This window comes from Acinetobacter sp. CY79, from assembly GCF_059515845.1.
Window position 1 is genome coordinate 1 of record NZ_JCAKMY010000011.1, and the last position, 18,019, is coordinate 18,019.

Annotated in this window: 13 protein-coding genes; 8 read left to right on the plus strand and 5 right to left on the minus strand. The window is 42.0% G+C overall.

What is annotated here, in order from left to right; all coding sequences use genetic code 11:
- Positions 1 to 42: 42 nt before the first annotated feature.
- The 4 genes from AC5YCE_RS05720 to AC5YCE_RS05735 form a co-directional block, all read right to left on the minus strand.
- Positions 43 to 1,208, minus strand: a protein-coding gene (locus AC5YCE_RS05720) for an IS3 family transposase (protein WP_496171372.1) whose coding sequence is annotated in 2 segments (ribosomal slippage) — positions 43 to 941 and positions 941 to 1,208 — 1,167 coding nt in all. Because the reading frame shifts where the segments join, the coding sequence is not laid out codon by codon here.
- A 414-nt stretch (positions 1,209 to 1,622) separates the two neighbouring features.
- Positions 1,623 to 2,906 carry a ribonucleotide-diphosphate reductase subunit beta gene (locus tag AC5YCE_RS05725; RefSeq protein WP_496171373.1) on the minus strand — a complete coding sequence of 428 codons (1,284 nt, stop codon included), beginning with the start codon at positions 2,904 to 2,906 and terminating at the stop codon, positions 1,623 to 1,625.
- A gap of 135 nt (positions 2,907 to 3,041) precedes the next feature.
- Positions 3,042 to 3,173 (minus strand): hypothetical protein, encoded by a 132-nt coding sequence (locus tag AC5YCE_RS05730; protein ID WP_496171374.1) that lies wholly within the window; start codon positions 3,171 to 3,173, stop codon positions 3,042 to 3,044.
- Between the two features lie 128 nt (positions 3,174 to 3,301).
- Positions 3,302 to 6,175 carry a ribonucleoside-diphosphate reductase subunit alpha gene (locus AC5YCE_RS05735; protein ID WP_496171375.1) on the minus strand — a complete coding sequence of 958 codons (2,874 nt, stop codon included), beginning with the start codon at positions 6,173 to 6,175 and terminating at the stop codon, positions 3,302 to 3,304.
- 562 nt (positions 6,176 to 6,737) lie between these two features.
- On the opposite strand from AC5YCE_RS05735, the gene bfmR reads away from it, so the two are divergent.
- Together bfmR and bfmS are read left to right on the plus strand one after the other, a co-directional pair.
- Positions 6,738 to 7,454: a response regulator transcription factor BfmR gene (bfmR, locus tag AC5YCE_RS05740; RefSeq protein WP_035267251.1), complete on the plus strand. Its 717-nt coding sequence runs from the start codon at positions 6,738 to 6,740 to the stop codon at positions 7,452 to 7,454.
- A gap of 82 nt (positions 7,455 to 7,536) precedes the next feature.
- A complete protein-coding gene (gene bfmS / locus AC5YCE_RS05745) occupies positions 7,537 to 9,174 on the plus strand; it encodes a sensor histidine kinase BfmS (RefSeq protein ID WP_496124462.1) in 1,638 nt (545 codons plus the stop codon).
- A 237-nt stretch (positions 9,175 to 9,411) separates the two neighbouring features.
- Here bfmS and AC5YCE_RS05750 read toward each other — a convergent pair whose 3' ends face one another.
- Entirely contained in the window at positions 9,412 to 9,768 is a 357-nt protein-coding gene (locus AC5YCE_RS05750) for a hypothetical protein (protein WP_496124464.1), read from the minus strand.
- A gap of 593 nt (positions 9,769 to 10,361) precedes the next feature.
- Between AC5YCE_RS05750 and ndhC the strand changes: the two genes are divergently transcribed.
- The 6 genes from ndhC (at position 10,362) to nuoG (ending at position 18,016) form a co-directional block, all read left to right on the plus strand.
- The gene (gene ndhC / locus AC5YCE_RS05755; RefSeq protein WP_496124465.1) at positions 10,362 to 10,910 is read left to right on the plus strand and encodes an NADH-quinone oxidoreductase subunit A; all 549 of its coding nucleotides are present in this window, start codon (positions 10,362 to 10,364) and stop codon (positions 10,908 to 10,910) included.
- Positions 10,911 to 10,916: 6 nt separating this feature from the next.
- On the plus strand, positions 10,917 to 11,594 hold the full coding sequence (locus tag AC5YCE_RS05760; protein WP_004695382.1) for a NuoB/complex I 20 kDa subunit family protein: 678 nt from the start codon (positions 10,917 to 10,919) through the stop codon (positions 11,592 to 11,594).
- An 86-nt stretch (positions 11,595 to 11,680) separates the two neighbouring features.
- A complete protein-coding gene (gene nuoC, locus AC5YCE_RS05765) occupies positions 11,681 to 13,468 on the plus strand; it encodes an NADH-quinone oxidoreductase subunit C/D (RefSeq protein WP_496124468.1) in 1,788 nt (595 codons plus the stop codon).
- A 14-nt stretch (positions 13,469 to 13,482) separates the two neighbouring features.
- Entirely contained in the window at positions 13,483 to 13,992 is a 510-nt protein-coding gene (gene nuoE, locus AC5YCE_RS05770) for an NADH-quinone oxidoreductase subunit NuoE (protein WP_496124469.1), read from the plus strand.
- Positions 13,989 to 15,320, plus strand: a complete 1,332-nt coding sequence (gene nuoF / locus AC5YCE_RS05775; protein ID WP_496171376.1) for an NADH-quinone oxidoreductase subunit NuoF — start codon at positions 13,989 to 13,991, stop codon at positions 15,318 to 15,320. Before nuoE ends, nuoF begins: the two co-directional genes overlap by 4 nt.
- 11 nt (positions 15,321 to 15,331) lie before the next feature.
- Positions 15,332 to 18,016 carry an NADH-quinone oxidoreductase subunit NuoG gene (nuoG, locus tag AC5YCE_RS05780; protein WP_496171377.1) on the plus strand — a complete coding sequence of 895 codons (2,685 nt, stop codon included), beginning with the start codon at positions 15,332 to 15,334 and terminating at the stop codon, positions 18,014 to 18,016.
- Positions 18,017 to 18,019: the final 3 nt, after the last annotated feature.

Consider the following 18,019-nt stretch of genomic DNA (forward strand, 5'->3'; position numbering starts at 1 on the left):
TGATGTATGCTGAATTAACAGGAGGCTTTAACTTGGGAGATTCTAGGCAGCCAACTTGTAAAAGTCCTCTGCCATTTGATTTGGTGTCTTAAAATCCAATCCTTTCTGAATTCTCTGCTGATTATAAAATAACTCTATATATTTTGTAATATCAGCCTTAGCTTCCTCCCTTGTTTTATAATTGCGATGATGTACAAGTTCGTTCTTTAATATTCCCCAAAAGCTTTCAATCGGCGCATTATCGTAACAATCTCCTTTTTTACTCATTGAGCCTTCGAAACCATATTTTTCAAGCATATTCCGATATTCTTTACTGCAATATTGGCTTCCTCTGTCTGAGTGAACGATTAAGTTTCGAGAGGGTTTATGATTGCGGATAGCCATGCTAAGTGCGTTGCAAACAAGCTGTGATGTCATCCGTTCACTTAAGCTATAGCCAACCACTTGTTTGCTACAAAGGTCTTTTAAAGCAGCTAGATACAGCCATCCTTCAGCTGTCCATACATATGTAATGTCACTTACCCACGCAACATTTGGAGCAGTTACTGCAAAGTTTTGCTCTAACAAATTATTATAAATAGAACGATTGTGGTCGCTATTCGTTGTTCTTTTAAAACGCTTATGGCGCTTACAGTACAGATGATTCTGCTGTTTAATGCAACGCACAGCATACTGGCTAATTTGGATACCTTGAGCCTGTAAATACTTGGTCAGCCGAATATAACCGTAACTTTCATTGGTCTTTTGATGGGCGATTTTGACCAATATTGTCTGCTGATTGCTTAGAATCTTTCGTTGGCTTAAACCTTGTTTAAGCCAATCATAAAACCTTGATACTGAGACATTTAGCAATCTAGCCATCATCGTGGTTGGGTATGTGTTTTTGTGCTCTTTCATATAAGCGTACCTCACTGACTTTCTTTGGCAAAGTACGCTGCCGCTTTTTTTAGAAATTCTTTTTCCATTTCCGCAGTTTTGAGTTGTTGTTTGAGTTTCTTATTTTCTTCGAGTAGAGCAACGAGATCGGGCAAATATTGTTGTGTTCCTTCTAATGTCCCAACCTTTGCTTTGTTGTACCAATTTGAAAGGGTTTGCATGGAAATACCAAGCTGTCGAGCAGTTTCAGAGACATTGCCTTGATTTGATTCAATCGCTTTGATTGCTTCAGCTTTGAATTCTGCTGTATAAATCTTTTGTTTTTTGCTCATGGTAAACTCCTGATGAGTATGTCTAGTTTACCAAGTGAAAGCCTCCGTTTTTATCAGCACACATCACTATCGAACTTTGTAATTTTAAAACTTTTGATATTATTTTTTATGCATGTAATTTGAAATTTAAGACGATTTGTAATTTGTAAATTTAGAGATTCTTCTTCATTAATATACATGCTTAAGAAGCGTATATTTTGCTTGTGTATATGATTGTAAAGAGTGTGGGTGAGAGAGGAATGTGCAATTTCGATTTCTCTATCTAGAATTGGGAATTCTTCATCGAGTGTATACATGGGTTGCATGAATTTATCTCATATAATTGATTTTTAATAAGTTAATTATTTAATTCAAATCACAATAAAAAAAGGGAGGGATTAACCCTCCCTTTTTAGAAATAAATCTAAAAAGCTATTACCAGCTTAACGCACCGCCAGTTTGATAATCTGTAACACGTGTTTCGAAGAAGTTCTTCTCTTTACGTAAGTCCATCATCTCAGACATCCACTGGAATGGGTTATTCACACCAGCGAATTGTTCAGGTAAGCCCAATTGAGCCAAACGACGGTTTGCGATGAACTTCAAATATTCTTCCATCATCGCAGCATTCATACCCAATACACCGCGTGGCATGGTATCACGTGCATATTCGATCTCAAGCATCGTACCTTCAAGAATCATTTGAACGATTTCTTCTTGGAATTCAGTCGTCCATAGACTTGGGTTCTCAATCTTGATTTGGTTGATCATATCGATACCAAAGTTCAAGTGCATAGACTCATCACGTAAGATGTATTGGAATTGCTCAGCAACACCATTCATCTTGTTACGACGACCCATAGACAAGATTTGAGAGAAACCACAGTAGAAGAAGATCCCTTCAAGAACACAGTAGAACGCGATCAAGTTGCGAAGCAAGATTTGGTCGTTTTCAGGTGTACCTGTTTTGAATGTAGGATCACACAACGATTGAGTGTACTTCAAGCCCCAAGCTGCTTTACGTGCAACTGATGGAACTTCACGGTACATGTTAAAGACTTCGCCTTCATCCATACCTAAAGATTCGATACAGTATTGGTAAGCATGCGTGTGAATCGCTTCTTCAAACGCTTGACGCAGAATGTATTGACGGCATTCAGGGTTAGTAATGTGACGGTAGATCGCCAATACTAAGTTGTTTGCAACCAGTGAATCGGCAGTCGAGAAGAAACCTAAAGAACGCATGACGATGGTACGCTCATCTTCAGTTAAGCCATTTTCAGACTTCCAAAGCGCGATGTCGTGGTTCATGTTGACTTCTTGAGGCATCCAGTGGTTTGCACAACCGTCCAGATACTTCTGCCAAGCCCATTCGTATTTGAACGGTACAAGTTGGTTCAAGTCAGCACGACAGTTAATCATGGCTTTGTCGTCAACTTGTACACGTTGCGCGCCCATTTCAAGCTCTTCCAAGCCTGGAGCAGCATCCAAAGTTTCTAAGGCAGCAGATGCTCTTGCCAATGAATCGGTTGAATGTTTTGCGGCGCTTTGATTGGTTCGAGCGGGTTGTGCAGCTGCCACACTCGACGGTTGGTTGCTTGCATCAGATACCAACGGTGTATTAACCGTTTTTTGCGGTTCGAGGGGCGCAGACTTGAGTTCAGGTGCAGCCGGTTTTTGCGAATCATCTTCGAAATCGTCCCAACTTAGGATAGACATATCAATTCTCTCTACGTTGCTTATATCTTTTTGTGCAGATATCTCAACGAGAGATATCTACTATACGCTTAATTTGTGTAAGCAAAATTAAGTTTTGCGGATCATCGCCATTTTTTAAATAAAAGGCAGTCCACACTACTTATTTTGCTTACGCTGTTGTTTACGAATCGTAATCCACGCAATTGCCAGTGGAATATAAAAGCAAACTAAAAAGGAAATCACCAAGGCAATTAGGCCTAACATGTAGTTATGCGTCATATGTGGCATAGTGATTTCCTTTTGTTTGATTTTTTTAATCTCCCTAAATCCCTCTTTAAGAAAGAGGGACTTTCACACCTTAGATTATGGGATGTGATTCCCCTTCCTTTTAGGAGGGGTTAGGGGAGGTGGTCAGATTACTGACAAGCCTCACAATCAGGGTTGTCAATTGAACATGCCATTGGCACTGGCGCAGCTTGACCGAAATCATCTTCTTCAGTCGGAGCTTCTGCTTTAGGTTGTTCTTTTGCAACAGCAGCCACAGGTGCAGCAACAGTCGTTGCTTTTACTGCATTCAATGCGCCAGTGTTAATGGTTGATTTCTCAGCAGATGTCGCACCCAATGCACGGAGGTAATAAGTTGTCTTAAGACCACGCAACCATGCCATTTTGTAGGTCATATCCAATTTCTTACCATTCGCACCAGAGATGTAAAGGTTAAGAGACTGTGCTTGATCGATCCATTTTTGACGACGAGATGCAGCATCCACAATCCAACGTGGCTCAACTTCGAACGCAGTTGCAAAGATTGCTTTTAATTCTTCAGGAATACGTGCAATTTTTTGTACAGAACCTTCAAAATGTTTCAGGTCATTTACCATGACAGAATCCCACAAACCACGATCTTTTAACGCACGCACTAAGTACGGGTTGATCACTGTGAATTCGCCAGAAAGGTTAGATTTCACATACAGGTTTTGGAATGTTGGTTCGATCGACTGGGACACACCGCAAATATTTGAAATAGTTGCCGTAGGTGCAATCGCCATTACGTTTGAGTTACGCATACCGTCTTTTTGAACTTTGGCACGTAAAATATCCCAATCCAAACGGGTAGTACGATCTACTTCAAACATACGATCTGGACGAGATTTAGCAACGATGTCTAAAGAGTCGATTGGTAAGATACCTTGATCCCAAAGTGATCCTTTAAAGGTCTCGTAAGCACCACGTTCAACAGCTAAGTCACTAGATGTTGAAATGGCGTAGTAAGAAATGACTTCCATTGATTCATCGGCAAAATCAACTGCCGCATCAGAACCGTAAGCAATTTGCATTTCGTATAAAGCATCTTGGAAGCCCATGATACCCATACCCACAGGGCGGTGCTTCATGTTAGAAGTGCGTGCTTGTTCAACAGCGTAGTAGTTGATGTCAATGACGTTATCGAGCATACGAACAGCAGTTTTTACTGTGCGAGCCAATTTTTCACGGTCTAATACACCACCTTTCACGTGTTGTACAAGGTTAATCGAACCTAAGTTACAAACTGCGATTTCGTCTTGGTTTGTATTGAGTGTGATTTCTGTACACAAGTTAGAAGAGTGAACGACACCGACGTGTTGTTGTGGTGAACGTAAGTTACACACGTCTTTAAATGTGATCCACGGATGACCTGTTTCAAACAACATCGACAACATTTTGCGCCACAAATCTTTTGCACGAATTTTCTTGTGCAGCATATTTGTTTCTTTCGCGATGCCTTCATAATAAGCATAGCGTTCTGCGAATGCTAAACCAGTCAAATCATGTAGATCAGGTGTTTCAGATGGCGTGAACAATGTCCATTCAGCATCTTCAAATACACGTTGCATGAACAAATCTGGAACCCAGTTTGCTGTATTCATGTCGTGTGTACGACGACGGTCATCACCTGTGTTTTTACGAAGCTCTAGGAATTCTTCAATGTCTAAGTGCCAAGTTTCAAGGTATGCACATACTGCACCTTTACGCTTACCACCTTGGTTGACCGCAACAGCGGTATCATTGGCAACTTTTAGGAACGGAACAACGCCTTGAGATTTGCCGTTTGTGCCTTTGATATAAGAGTTCAATGCACGAACAGGTGTCCAGTCATTACCTAAACCACCCGCCCATTTAGAAAGAAGGGCATTGTCACGCATAGAACCGTAGATGTTATAAAGGTCATCTGCGATTGTCGTTAAGTAGCAGCTTGATAATTGGGGACGTAAAGTACCTGAGTTAAACAATGTCGGCGTAGATGCCATGTAATCGAAGCTAGACAATAAGTTATAGAATTCGATGGCACGATCTTCACGGTTGTCTTCGTTGAGCGCTAGGCCCATACATACACGCATGAAGAATAACTGTGGTAATTCGAAACGTACGTCATCTGAGTGGATGAAGTAACGGTCAAATAATGTTTGTAGACCTAAATACGTGAATTGGTTTGAGCGTTCAGGTTTAATTGCTGCTGCTAATTTTTCAAGGTCAAAGTTAAGCAATTCTGGAGATAGAAGCTCAAGCTCAACACCTTTTTTCAAGAATGTTTCTAAAGCAGCACCTTCATGGGTATCTGTCGGTAGACCCAAGAACTCAAGACCTGTTGCAACCAAGTTGTCACGAAGTAAACGTGCTGTCACATAAGTATAGTTTGGTTCTTGTTCAATACGGGTACGCGTTGCCATCATCATGGTGGTTGAGATGTCGGTTGCTTTCACGCCGTTGTATAAGTTCTTTACAGTTTCATCAACGATGGCTTGAACATCGATGCCTTCCAAGCCTTCACTTGCTTTGGCAATTGTTGCGTGTAAGCGACTTAAATCAAGAGGTTCTAGCTGACCGTTCGTACCTGTGATTTGAAGAGAAGGGTGATGATGAGCGCCTTTTTGTTTACGTGCTTCTGAGCGTTGTTCACGATAAATCACATACGCACGAGCAACTTTCTGTTCGCCTGTACGCATCAGTGCTAATTCAACTTGATCTTGAATTTCTTCAATGTGAATTGTGCCACCAGACGGTAAACGACGGTTAAACGTATTCATCACCATCTCAGTCAACTGCGTGATGCGATCGTGGATTCGACTTGAATCAGCGCTTGGTTGACCTTCAACGGCCAAGAAAGCTTTACCAATGGCTACAGCGATTTTATCTGCATCAAAAGTGGCAACATCACCAGTGCGTTTAATCACTTGAAGTTGACCGGGGGTTGTATTAGCGCTCATTGTCAGCGTAGCTCCATTGTCATCATTATTATGTTTATAGACCATTTGAATCGGACAAAATGATGGAATTTCATCGTCACGACATTTGAGGGATAAACACAAGACTTAGTGGTTTAATTAGATTTAAGACACAAGATACGGTAATTTTTCGCTTAGATCAATATTGACATTTTGATAATTTTTTTTACCGAGGGGATGCATGATTTGAGCATTGTTTTCCCGACGAAAATCATTTTTGTGGTGTGAATATTTTTAAAGGTGGCTAGCATAACAGAGCTTTTTTGGTGTGCTTATAGATAAGGTTGTGGATAACTTTAAAAGCCGAAAAAAGAGATAATTGGCAGTAAAAAAGAAGCCAATGAAACAATTTGTATAAAAATTACTCGCAATTATTACTCAAAATAATTTAAATAAAGGATAAGGTGTGAATTAAGGGATAAAAACGCCTAAAATTCAAGGATTAATAAAAAACAACAAATTGCTACGGTCGTGTATCAGTTTGGTGAATAGCATCTTGTTTACAATGTAAACGTGTGTATATTGCAAGCATAGCGTGTTGAATCTACAAAATTTGTAGCGTAAACCCAGTCAAATATAGGGGCGGTGTATGAGCCAAGAAGAAAAGTTACCTAAAATTTTAATCGTTGAAGATGACGAGCGTCTTGCGCGTTTAACGCAAGAATACTTAATTCGTAATGGTTTAGAGGTTGGGGTTGAGCCAGATGGTAATCGTGCCATTCGTCGTATTATTGCGGAACAACCTGACATGGTTGTATTGGATGTGATGCTTCCTGGTGCAGATGGTTTAACCGTTTGTCGTGAAGTTCGTCCACATTATCATCAACCGATTTTGATGTTGACTGCCCGTACTGAAGATATGGATCAGGTACTCGGCTTGGAAATGGGTGCAGATGACTATGTTGCGAAGCCTGTGCAACCGCGTGTGCTTTTAGCGCGTATCCGTGCATTACTGCGTCGTACTGATAAAACGCCTGAAGATGAAGTGGCACAGCGTATTGAATTTGATGACTTGGTCATTGATAACGGTGGTCGTTCAGTGACATTGAATGGTGAGTTGGTTGATTTCACCAGTGCTGAATACGATTTATTGTGGTTGTTGGCGTCGAATGCCGGTCGTATTTTATCTCGTGAAGATATTTTCGAGCGTTTACGCGGTATTGAATACGATGGTCAAGACCGTTCAATCGATGTGCGTATTTCGCGTATTCGTCCAAAAATTGGCGATGATCCAGAAAATCCAAAACGTATTAAAACTGTTCGTAGTAAAGGTTATTTATTTGTTAAAGAAACCAACGGGATGTAATCATCTCTTGGTTTAAACCAGAAGGCTTGAATCTGCTTTCAAGCCATTCGGCTTATCCGCCAATTTTCTAGGTTATTCATACGTGTCTAAACACAGTATCTTTCTGCGAATCTATGCAGGTCTCGTGATTTTGGTTGTTCTGGTGGCGATATTTAGTTATTTGCTGGTGCAAATCATTAACTATCAGCGCGCGCAAGAATATCGAGAGTCTTTGACAGATGGCATTGCGTATGTCATCAGTGAGGGCGTTGCTCGCCAGCAAACATCTCAACAAAAAAATGATTGGATTTCTGATGCATCTCATCTACTAGAACTTCCGATTTTTTTATTGGATTCAAAAAAAGTTGAGTTGTCACGTACAGAGTTAAAGCGAATTGAACAACACAAGGCTGTGGTGCGTTACGATGCTGAAAAGGGCATTGCTTATCTGGTGGTTGGTATTTCCAATGATCCTACACAGTACCTCTATATCAAGATAGACAGTATTGGTGAAAAACAAATGAAGGTAATTCCTGTCTTTATTTGGGATTACTTGGTTTACTATCCTGGACAAGAACAAGAACACTTACAGAAAATCAAAGACCACTTCTATTACGATATTGAAATTAAGAATATTGCAACTTTGAAGTTGGATTCAGAACAAATTGGTCGCTTGCGTTCAGATCAAAGTGTGATTCTTTATCAAGATAGCGCAACGGCAAAAGGCACGACTTTTTCAGTCATTTCACCCATGCCAAACTCTCCAGGCAATGTGTTGCAAATTGGTCCGATTCCAATGTTCAATTGGATGCCATTTCAGTTGGCGGCAGGTATTACTTTACTCAGTATGTTTATCCTTTGTCTGGGTGTTTATGGTTTGATTGTACCGATGCAGCGTAAGTTGCGTCAGGTGAATGATGCTTTAAATGTCATGCAAAAGGGGGATATGTCAACGCGCGTACCTGTTGAAGGGCGCGACGAAATGGCCAGTCTTGCTTCTAGCTATAACAGCATGTCTGATCATATTCAGCGTTTGATTGAGGCGCAGCGGGAGCTGATGCGTGCGGTGTCACATGAACTTCGGACACCTGTGGCACGTATTCGTTTTGGGATGGAGATGTTGGCAGATGAGGACGAGCATGAGTATCGTCTTCAACAAGTGGAAATGATTGATAAAGATATTGAAGCACTGAATACTTTGATTGATGAAATCATGACTTATGCCAAGCTTGAGCAAGGTATGCCCTCCTTAGAGATTGAAAAAATTATCTTATTTGAAGTGCTTGATCAGGTGGTCATCGAAACTGAAGCACTGAAAACCAATAAAAAGATTCAATTGGCGGCACCGCCTTTAAACTTAGTGGTCGATGCTGAGCGCCGTTACTTGCATCGCGTGGTGCAGAACTTGGTGGGAAATGCGGTGCGCTACTGTGACGATCAAATATTGATTAGTGGTGGTGTAACTGCTGAAGGCATGGCCTATGTTTGTGTAGAGGATGACGGTCCAGGTATTCCTGAAGCCGAGCGCGAACGAGTGTTTGAAGCCTTTGCACGTTTAGATGATAGTCGTACTCGAGCATCGGGTGGTTATGGTTTGGGGCTTTCGATCGTGAGTCGGATTGCGTACTGGTTTGGTGGAACAATTAAAGTAGATCAAAGTCCAACCTTGGGCGGTGCCCGTTTTGTGATGGAGTGGCCCGCACAGCGGTTTAAAAAGAAAAGAAGCGCAACGCATACATAGTTAAATTCAATAAAATTTAATAAGCATTGAGAAGCTTTGATAGGCTTTATAATCTGATTAGATCGTGTGAATCATAAAAAAAGCACCAGAAGGTGCTTTTTTATTGATTGGATATTTTTATTTATTGGATAATTGGAGCGGTGTAAACAATTAGAAGATCATCAAGAGGTAAATTGGTTGATCTCTTGATTGAATCTATCTCCAGCACATTTATAACTATTGCCAGCACATTTATAACTATTGATAGTTATTTGCATCAGGCTCATTGATTTTTTTACCGTCTCTCAGGGCGGTTAACGCATCTGAATTAAAATCAATCAATAAGCTGTTGTCGGATGCATTGATATTGTACTGACTAATGATCTTTTGATCTCCAGCGAGTGTTTCCACTGTATATTCATCTGCGATATTTAAAATCGCATCTAAATTTGTCGTGGTCGATGGGAGGTCTTCGCGGAAGACTTGATAAATGTCACGCAAATCGAAAATGGCATTATTCGCATCAGGATGTTTTTTGATATAAGACTCAATATGACGGATCATCAGTTGAGCATATAAAAAGTAATTCGGTTTGTGCGTAAATTCTAGGGACATTCTTGTTTTCCTTTTCGATGGAATTTGGTTGGTTAAATTCTTTATTTTTTAAACAGGTTGTTTATTTGGAAATAGTCAATGATGTTATGCAACATCTTTTACTGATCAAATTTTATATTGATCAGCTGTCTATATTTTTGAACTCTGTTTGAAAACAATGATGTTTACATTATAAATAACATAAACAATGGATCAGATGCAGTAAGATTTGCAAAAAATCACACGAATCTTAATGGGTTGCTGGGAATTTATTTTTGGCGTCTTGAACTTTGACTATTTTGAAAAGGTGATGCAATGTAAGCGATATGAGGAGCTTTCATACAATTAATAACCAGCTTTTATCAAAATAAAAAAATAATAATCAAAAATCACTTTTCTATTCAATAAAACGATTAATGCTGAATATAGGGTGATCAAATCATTTTTTTCTGAAGATTGCTTAAAATATCATCCCAAAGACTAAGACGCTTACGCTAGCAACTGACGACTGCAATCAGGTACAATTGGCGGGATTAATTTTGTGTTTGGTGTATTTAAAGGCCAATACATACATTCTTTTGTTAATAAATAGGCCTGCCAGGAGTTATCCCCGCATGAGTGCCATTACTCCATACGAATGGGCAATTATTGCCTTCGTGATCGGCGTTACATTTTTATGCGTCTTTATGCTGACTGTTCCATTACTCCTTGGTGGTAAATCATGGGGTCGTGCGAAACAAGAGCAATTTGAGTCAGGTGTTGTAGGTGCAGGTGGTGCACGTATTCGCTTGTCTGCAAAGTTCTATTTAGTTGCAATTTTCTTTGTGGTTTTTGACTTAGAAGCACTTTACTTATATGCATGGGCTGTTTCAGTTCGTGAAGTAAGTTGGGTCGGTTTTGCAGCTGCAGCCGTATTTATTTTAGTTTTACTTGTGGGTTTGATTTACGAACTTTCTACAGGCGCACTGAATTGGGCTCCTTCGGATAAGCGTAAAGCAGCAGGAATTAAAGCTAAAATCGGTTCTCCAAATATGGACATCGCGGAAATTACACGCTTTAACTCAATTGAAGAGTTGGTAATCGATCCTACGGGTCAAATTCCAGCACAATCGTCTGGTCGTGTGAAGTCTAAGACACCGACTGCATCATCTGATAAGGAGTAATACGGGATGAAATATACATTAACCCGTGCGAATCCGGATGCTGATCAATATCCACTTCAAGAGCGTCAAATCGTGACAGATCCGCTTGAAGAAGAAGTGAATAAAAATGTGTTTATGACTCGTTTAGAGGACGTAGCACATACAGCAGTAAACTGGGGGCGTAAGAACTCAGTTTGGCCGTTTAACTTTGGTACATCATGCTGTTACGTTGAGTATGCAACCACCTTAACAGGTGTGCATGACTTGTCGCGTTTCGGTGCAGAAGTTATTCGTGCTTCACCGCGTCAGGCGGACTTGATGATCGTTGCAGGAACGTGCTTCGTAAAAATGGCTCCAGTAATTCAACGTTTGTATGAACAAATGCTTGAACCAAAATGGGTGATTTCTATGGGTGCATGTGCAAACTCTGGGGGTATGTACGACATTTACTCGGTTGTACAAGGTGTAGATAAAATTATTCCTGTTGATGTGTATATCCCAGGTTGCCCACCTCGTCCTGAAGCTTTGATTCAAGCCTTGATGTTGCTGCAAGACCAAATTCAACTTGAGCGCCGTCCACTTTCTGCGGTGATTGGTGATGATCTTAAGCCTGTATATAAGCCAAAGATGATGCCAGAACGTGATCGTAAGAATGCTGAACGTATTGCAGTGAAAAACTTACGCTCTATGGATGAAATTAAATAATCTGAGCGACAAAATTTTGATGCACCCAAATGGGTGTAATTGTCGTTTTGGTTGACTGAATTTGTATTAAATAGGAAGCCAAGCTAATGGCTGAAACTGACATTGCTATGCCAGAGTCAACTCCAGTTGATTCACGCCCAGCATTTGCGATTGTAGAAGATCTCAAAACCAAATTTGGTGAGAACTTCTATGTGCAAACGACTTTTGAAGATTTTCCAACGGTCTGGGTTGAGCGCGCACGTGTACAAGAAGTTTTAATGTTCTTGCGTACAGTGTCACGTCCTTACGTGATGTTGTTCGACTTGTCTGCGGTAGATGAGCGTTTACGTACGCACCGTGACGGTTTACCTGCGTCTGACTTCACTGTGTTCTATCACTTGTTGTCACTTGAGCGTAACACGGACATTCGTATTAAAGTGGCGCTGAACGAGAGCGATCTCAATCTTCCGACAGCAACCAACATTTGGCCAAATGCCAACTGGTACGAGCGTGAAGCGTACGATATGTTTGGAATCAATTTCGAAGGGCATCCAATGCTCCGTCGTATTTTGTTGCCAACGTATTGGGAAGGTCACCCACTTCGTAAAGAGTATTCTGCTCGTGCGACTGAATATACACCGTATATGCAGAACCAAGCGAAGCAAGATTATGAACAAGAGCATCTGCGTTTTGTACCTGAAGATTGGGGTATGAAGCGTGGTAATGATGATGAAGACTTCATGTTCTTGAACTTGGGTCCTAACCATCCATCTGCGCACGGTGCATTCCGTGTGATTTTGCAGTTGGACGGTGAAGAAGTGAAAGACTGTGTGCCCGATATCGGTTATCACCACCGGGGTGTGGAAAAGATGGCTGAACGTCAAACTTGGCATTCATTCATTCCTTATACAGACCGGGTTGATTACTTAGGTGGTTGTGCGCAAAACATGCCTTACGTGTTAGGCGTAGAGCAAATGGCAGGGATTACAGTTCCTGATCGTGCGCAATGTATCCGTGTCATGATGTCTGAATTGTTCCGTATCAATAACCACTTGTTGTTTATCGGTACTGCGATTCAGGATGCCGGCGGTATGACGCCAGTCTTCTACATGTTTGCGGACCGTCAAAAAATCTATGACGCGATCGAAGCGATCACGGGTTACCGTATGCATCCTGCATGGTTCCGTATCGGGGGTACAGCACATGACCTTCCAAATAACTGGCAACACCTGATCCGTGAAATCTTGGATTGGATGCCAAAACGTTTGAAGGAATATCATACTGCTGCACTGAAAAACTCTGTGTTTGTAGGCCGTACTCGTAATGTTGCTCAATACGATGCAAAATCTGCATTGGCTTGGGGGGTAACCGGTACAGGTCTACGTGCAACAGGTATTGATTTCGACGTTCGTAAATATCGTCCGTATAGCGGATACGAAAACTACGATTTCGATGTGCCCGTTGAATATGAAGGCGATGCTTATGCACGTGTGATGGTTCACTATCGTGAAATCGAAGAATCATTAAAAATCGTGAAGCAGTGTTTAGATAACATGCCTTCTGGCGCGTACAAAGCGGATCATCCATTGGCTGTTCCACCGCCAAAAGATAAGACTTTGCAAGACATTGAAACACTGATTACGCACTTCTTAAGCGTATCGTGGGGTCCTGTAATGCCTGCGGGTGAAGCTTCTGTCATGGCAGAAGTGGTGAAAGGTGCGTCGAACTACTACTTGACTTCAGACAAGTCAACCATGAGTTACCGTACCCGTATCCGTACACCGACTTTCACGCATTTACAGCAAATGCCTTCTGTGATTAACGGCAGCTTAATGTCTGACTTGATCATTTATTTAGCGACAATTGACGTCGTAATGGCTGACGTGGATCGCTAAGGGGTAAACGCATTATGATGATTTTGACTGATAAAAAGCCACGTGTGAACGTTGAAGGGATTTTGACTGCGGAAGAAATCCACGATATCGAACATCACATTGAGCATTATCCGTACCCACGCGCAGCATGTTTGGATGCACTGAAATGCGTTCAACGTCGCAACGGTTGGGTAGATGATGCACAGATGAATGCGATTGCTCAAATGTTGAGTATGAGCCTTGCTGATCTTGAAGGTGTAGCAACGTTCTATAACCGTATTTATCGCCAGCCCGTAGGTCGCAATGTAATTTTACTTTGTGATTCGATTGCTTGCTTCCTGATGGGTGCTGAGACTTTAGCTGAAGCATTCCAACGTGAATTGGGTATTCAATTTGGTCAAACGACTGCAGATGGTCGTTTCACGATTTTGCCGATTTGCTGTTTAGGGAACTGTGATAAAGGTCCAACCCTGATGATTAATGAAGATACTCACGGTCTCGTTGAAGTGTCTTCTGTGAAACAGCTCTTGGAGAAGTATGTATGAATACTGAACCAAAACCGATTTATGGCGACGGTAACCCAGAAACTCATCCGCTGACATGGCGTTTGAGCAAACAAGCGAATGTTCGTAGTGCTGATGACTATGAAGCGCTTGAAGGTTATGCAGGCTTTAAAAAAGCAATCACGATGCCACCGAAAGATGTGCTTGAAGTGATTAAAGCTGCGACCGTTAAAGGTCGTGGTGGTGCAGGTTTCCCAGCAGGGATCAAATGGTCGCTGATGGCACCAAATGACAACTCAGGTCCACGTTACCTGATTTGTAATGCCGATGAGATGGAACCAGGGACATTCAAAGACCGTTTGTTGATGGAAGATCTTCCTCATCAATTGATCGAAGGGATGTTGATTGCTGCTTATACATTAGAAGCGACACATGGTTATATCTTCATTCGTGGTGAGTATATCGAAGCTGCGAAGTACTTGAATGAAGCATTAGATCAAATCCGTGCCAAAGGTTATTTGGGTGAAAACATCCTAGGAACGGGCTGGAGTTTTGAGTTATATGTGCATACAGGTGCAGGGCGTTATATCTGTGGTGAAGAAACTGCATTGATTAACTCGCTTGAAGGTCGCCGTGCAAACCCACGTACTAAACCACCATTCCCGCAAGTTGCAGGTGCTTGGGGTCGTCCTACGATTGTGAACAACGTAGAGACCTACAATAACTTACCCGCAATTATGCTTCGTGGTCCTGAATGGTATATCGGTTTGTCTGAAGGCAAGTCGAAAGATCCAGGTACGAAAATTTACGGCGCATCAGGTAAAGTAAAATTCCCAGGTCTTTGGGAACTTCCTTTTGGTACCACTGCACGTGAAGTGATTGAAGATCACGCGGGTGGTATGCGTGATGGCTTGAAGCTTAAAGCATGGTTACCAGGCGGTGCATCTACAGACTTTTTGGCTGCAGAACATATCGATCTTCCTATGGATGCGGAAAGCATCATGAAAGCAGGTTCACGTCTAGGGACGTGTTTGCTCATGGTGGTTGATGAAACTCAATGTATGGTTTCAGCAACACGTAACCTTGAAGAATTCTTTGCACGTGAGTCTTGTGGTTTCTGTACTCCATGTCGTGATGGTTTACCTTGGGCTGTTAAAGCATTGAAAGCGTTAGAAAATGGCGAAGGTAAGCAGGAAGATATCGATCACTTACAAGAGTTAACTCGTAAGCTTTGGATTGGTAAAACTTTCTGTGCTCACGCACCGGGTGCGATGGAACCTTTAATGGGCGCACTTAAACATTTCCGTGGTGAATTTGAAGCAAAAGTGGTGAATGCTGCTGCTCAAACTCGCAACGTTGAACAAGCTTAAGGAATTCGACTATGGCTACAATTCATGTCGATGGTAAATCGTATGAAGTCGACGGCTCAGAAAACTTGCTACAAGCGTGTTTGAGTCTAGGCATTGACATCCCATACTTTTGTTGGCATCCATCCTTAGGTTCTGTTGGTTCTTGCCGTCAGTGTGCTGTTACTCAATATGCGAACCCTGAAGATACTCGCGGTCGCTTAGTAATGTCATGTATGACGCCTGCGTCTGACAATACCTATATTTCGATTGAAGACAAAGAAGCAAAAGATTTTCGTGCGTCTATTGTTGAGTTCTTGATGACCAATCACCCACACGACTGTCCAGTCTGTGAAGAGGGTGGTCACTGTCATTTACAAGATATGACGGTGATGACTCAGCATGATCGTCGTCGCTACCGTTTCACAAAGCGTACGCATTACAACCAAGAGCTAGGCTCATTCATTTCTCACGAAATGAACCGTTGTATCGCATGCTACCGTTGTGTTCGTTACTACAAAGACTACGCTGGTGGTACAGACTTTGGCGTGTATGCAAATGCATCACGTGTTTACTTCGGTCGTCCAGAATCAGGCACGTTAGAGTCTGAATTCTCAGGTAACTTGACTGAAGTATGCCCAACAGGTGTATTTACTGATAAAACGCATTCAGAGCGTTATAACCGTAAATGGGATATGCAGTATGCGCCAAGCGTATGCCAAGGCTGTTCTTCAGGTTGTAACATCTCTCCGGGTGAGCGTTATGGCGAATTACGTCGTGTAGAAAACCGTTTCAACGGTGAAGTGAACCAATACTTCCTATGTGATAAAGGTCGTTTCGGTACAGGTTATGTCAACCGTGCGGATCGTCCACGTCAACCGCAGTTCCGTTCAGGTACCAATGTTGAAACCGTTTCTGTAGATAAAGCTCTAGATACAGTGATTGCAAATATCCAAGGCAAAAAAGTATTGGGTATTGGTTCACCACGTGCATCACTTGAATCTAACTTTGCGTTACGTGAATTGGTAGGACAAGCAAACTTCTCTACAGGTCTTTCTCAAAAAGAGCAGAACTTGGTGGAACTTGCTGCATCCATCATGCAAACCGAAGGTGTATACAACCCAGGTATGCGTGAAATCGAAAGCTATGACGCGGTACTGATCTTAGGTGAAGATTTAACGCAAACTGCACCTCGTATGGCTTTATCTGTTCGCCAAGCTGCGAAGAATAAAGCTAAAGAAATGGCGGCAGAGAAGCGTACTCAAGAGTGGTTAGCTGAACCTGTTCAACGTATTGCACAAGATGCTAAATCTCCAATTTATATCTTGGCTGCAACGCAAACACGTCTAGCTGATGTGGCAACGGGTGAAGTGGTTGCTTCTCCAAACGACATCGCACGTTTAGGTTTTGCTGTTGCTGCGGGTGTGAAAGGTGAAGCAATTCTTGGTTTAGATGATGATGCAAAAGCATTTGCTCAAACCATTGCGGATACGTTGAAAGCGGCTAAAAAACCATTGATCATCTCGGGTACAAGCTTACAAGATCCTGCGATCATGGAAGCTGCAGCTCAAGTTGCTCAAAACTTGGGTGCTAACGCAGGTTTGACATTGACGGTTCCTGAAGTGAACTCAATGGGTATGGCAATTTTGGGTGGTCTAAGCTTAGAGCAAGCATTTGCTCAAGACTACGACACGGTTGTGATTGTTGAAAATGACCTTTACCGTCGTTTACCAGCGAAACAAATTGATGCTGCGTTGGCTAAGGCTAAAGACATCATCGTACTTGACCATTCAGAAACTGAAACTGTGAAAAAGGCGAATATCGTTCTTTCGGCTGCTTCATTTGCTGAAGGTGATGGTACGGTGGTTTCTCAAGAAGGTCGTGCTCAACGTTTCTACCAAGTGTATGACGCAAGCTACTACAAACCTGAATATGCGATTAAAGAATCATGGCGTTGGATTCATGCCATTGAAACTGGCGTAAAAGGTCAAGCGATCTCTTGGACTGTACTTGATGATGTGATCGAATCAGTTGCGAAAAATGTCCCTGCTTTAGAAGCGGTTCAAGATGTCGCTCCAGATGCTGGCTTCCGTGTACATGGTCTTAAAGTTGCGCGTGAACCACGACGTTACTCTGGTCGTACATCTATGCGTGCGCCATTGTCGATTCATGAGCCGAAACAACCGAGCGATAAAGATTCTGCATTAACGTTCTCTATGGAAGGTTATGTCGGTAATCAAACACCTTCACCACTTGTACCATTTGCATGGTCAGCGGGTTGGAACTCTCCACAAGCTTGGAACAAATTCCAAGACAAAGTGGGTGGTTCATTGAAAGGTGGTGATTCAGGTATCCGTTTATTTGATCGTTTAACTAAACGTCCTGCACGTACATTCGTTGCGCCTGCACCTGTACTTGTAAATGCTGAAAGCTTCCGTTTAGTGCCAATGCATCACATCTTCGGTTCGGGTGAATTCACAGTGAAAACTCCTGCAATGGAATCACGTATTCCTGAAGCGGTATTTGCAGTGGGTGAGCAAGATGCGACTCGTTTGAATTTGAAAGATGGTCAAAAAATCACTGTGAAAGCAGGCGATACGTCGATCGTGCTTCCAGTTCAAGTGATTGAATATTTACCAACAGGTTATATTGGCTACCCAATTGGTCTAGCACCAACGGTATCGTTAGCAGAGCCTGTATCAGTAGCGGTAGGAGCATAATTC

Bases quoted from the DNA above. Each gene is read 5' to 3' on its own strand.
- AC5YCE_RS05725 (WP_496171373.1), bottom strand. From the start codon at position 2,906: ATGTCTATCCTAAGTTGGGACGATTTCGAAGATGATTCGCAAAAACCG.
- AC5YCE_RS05730 (WP_496171374.1), bottom strand. From the start codon at position 3,173: ATGCCACATATGACGCATAACTACATGTTAGGCCTAATTGCCTTGGTG.
- AC5YCE_RS05735 (WP_496171375.1), bottom strand. From the start codon at position 6,175: ATGGTCTATAAACATAATAATGATGACAATGGAGCTACGCTGACAATG.
- bfmR (WP_035267251.1), top strand. From the start codon at position 6,738: ATGAGCCAAGAAGAAAAGTTACCTAAAATTTTAATCGTTGAAGATGAC.
- AC5YCE_RS05750 (WP_496124464.1), bottom strand. From the start codon at position 9,768: ATGTCCCTAGAATTTACGCACAAACCGAATTACTTTTTATATGCTCAA.
- ndhC (WP_496124465.1), top strand. From the start codon at position 10,362: ATGAGTGCCATTACTCCATACGAATGGGCAATTATTGCCTTCGTGATC.
- AC5YCE_RS05760 (WP_004695382.1), top strand. From the start codon at position 10,917: ATGAAATATACATTAACCCGTGCGAATCCGGATGCTGATCAATATCCA.
- nuoC (WP_496124468.1), top strand. From the start codon at position 11,681: ATGGCTGAAACTGACATTGCTATGCCAGAGTCAACTCCAGTTGATTCA.
- nuoE (WP_496124469.1), top strand. From the start codon at position 13,483: ATGATGATTTTGACTGATAAAAAGCCACGTGTGAACGTTGAAGGGATT.
- nuoF (WP_496171376.1), top strand. From the start codon at position 13,989: ATGAATACTGAACCAAAACCGATTTATGGCGACGGTAACCCAGAAACT.
- nuoG (WP_496171377.1), top strand. From the start codon at position 15,332: ATGGCTACAATTCATGTCGATGGTAAATCGTATGAAGTCGACGGCTCA.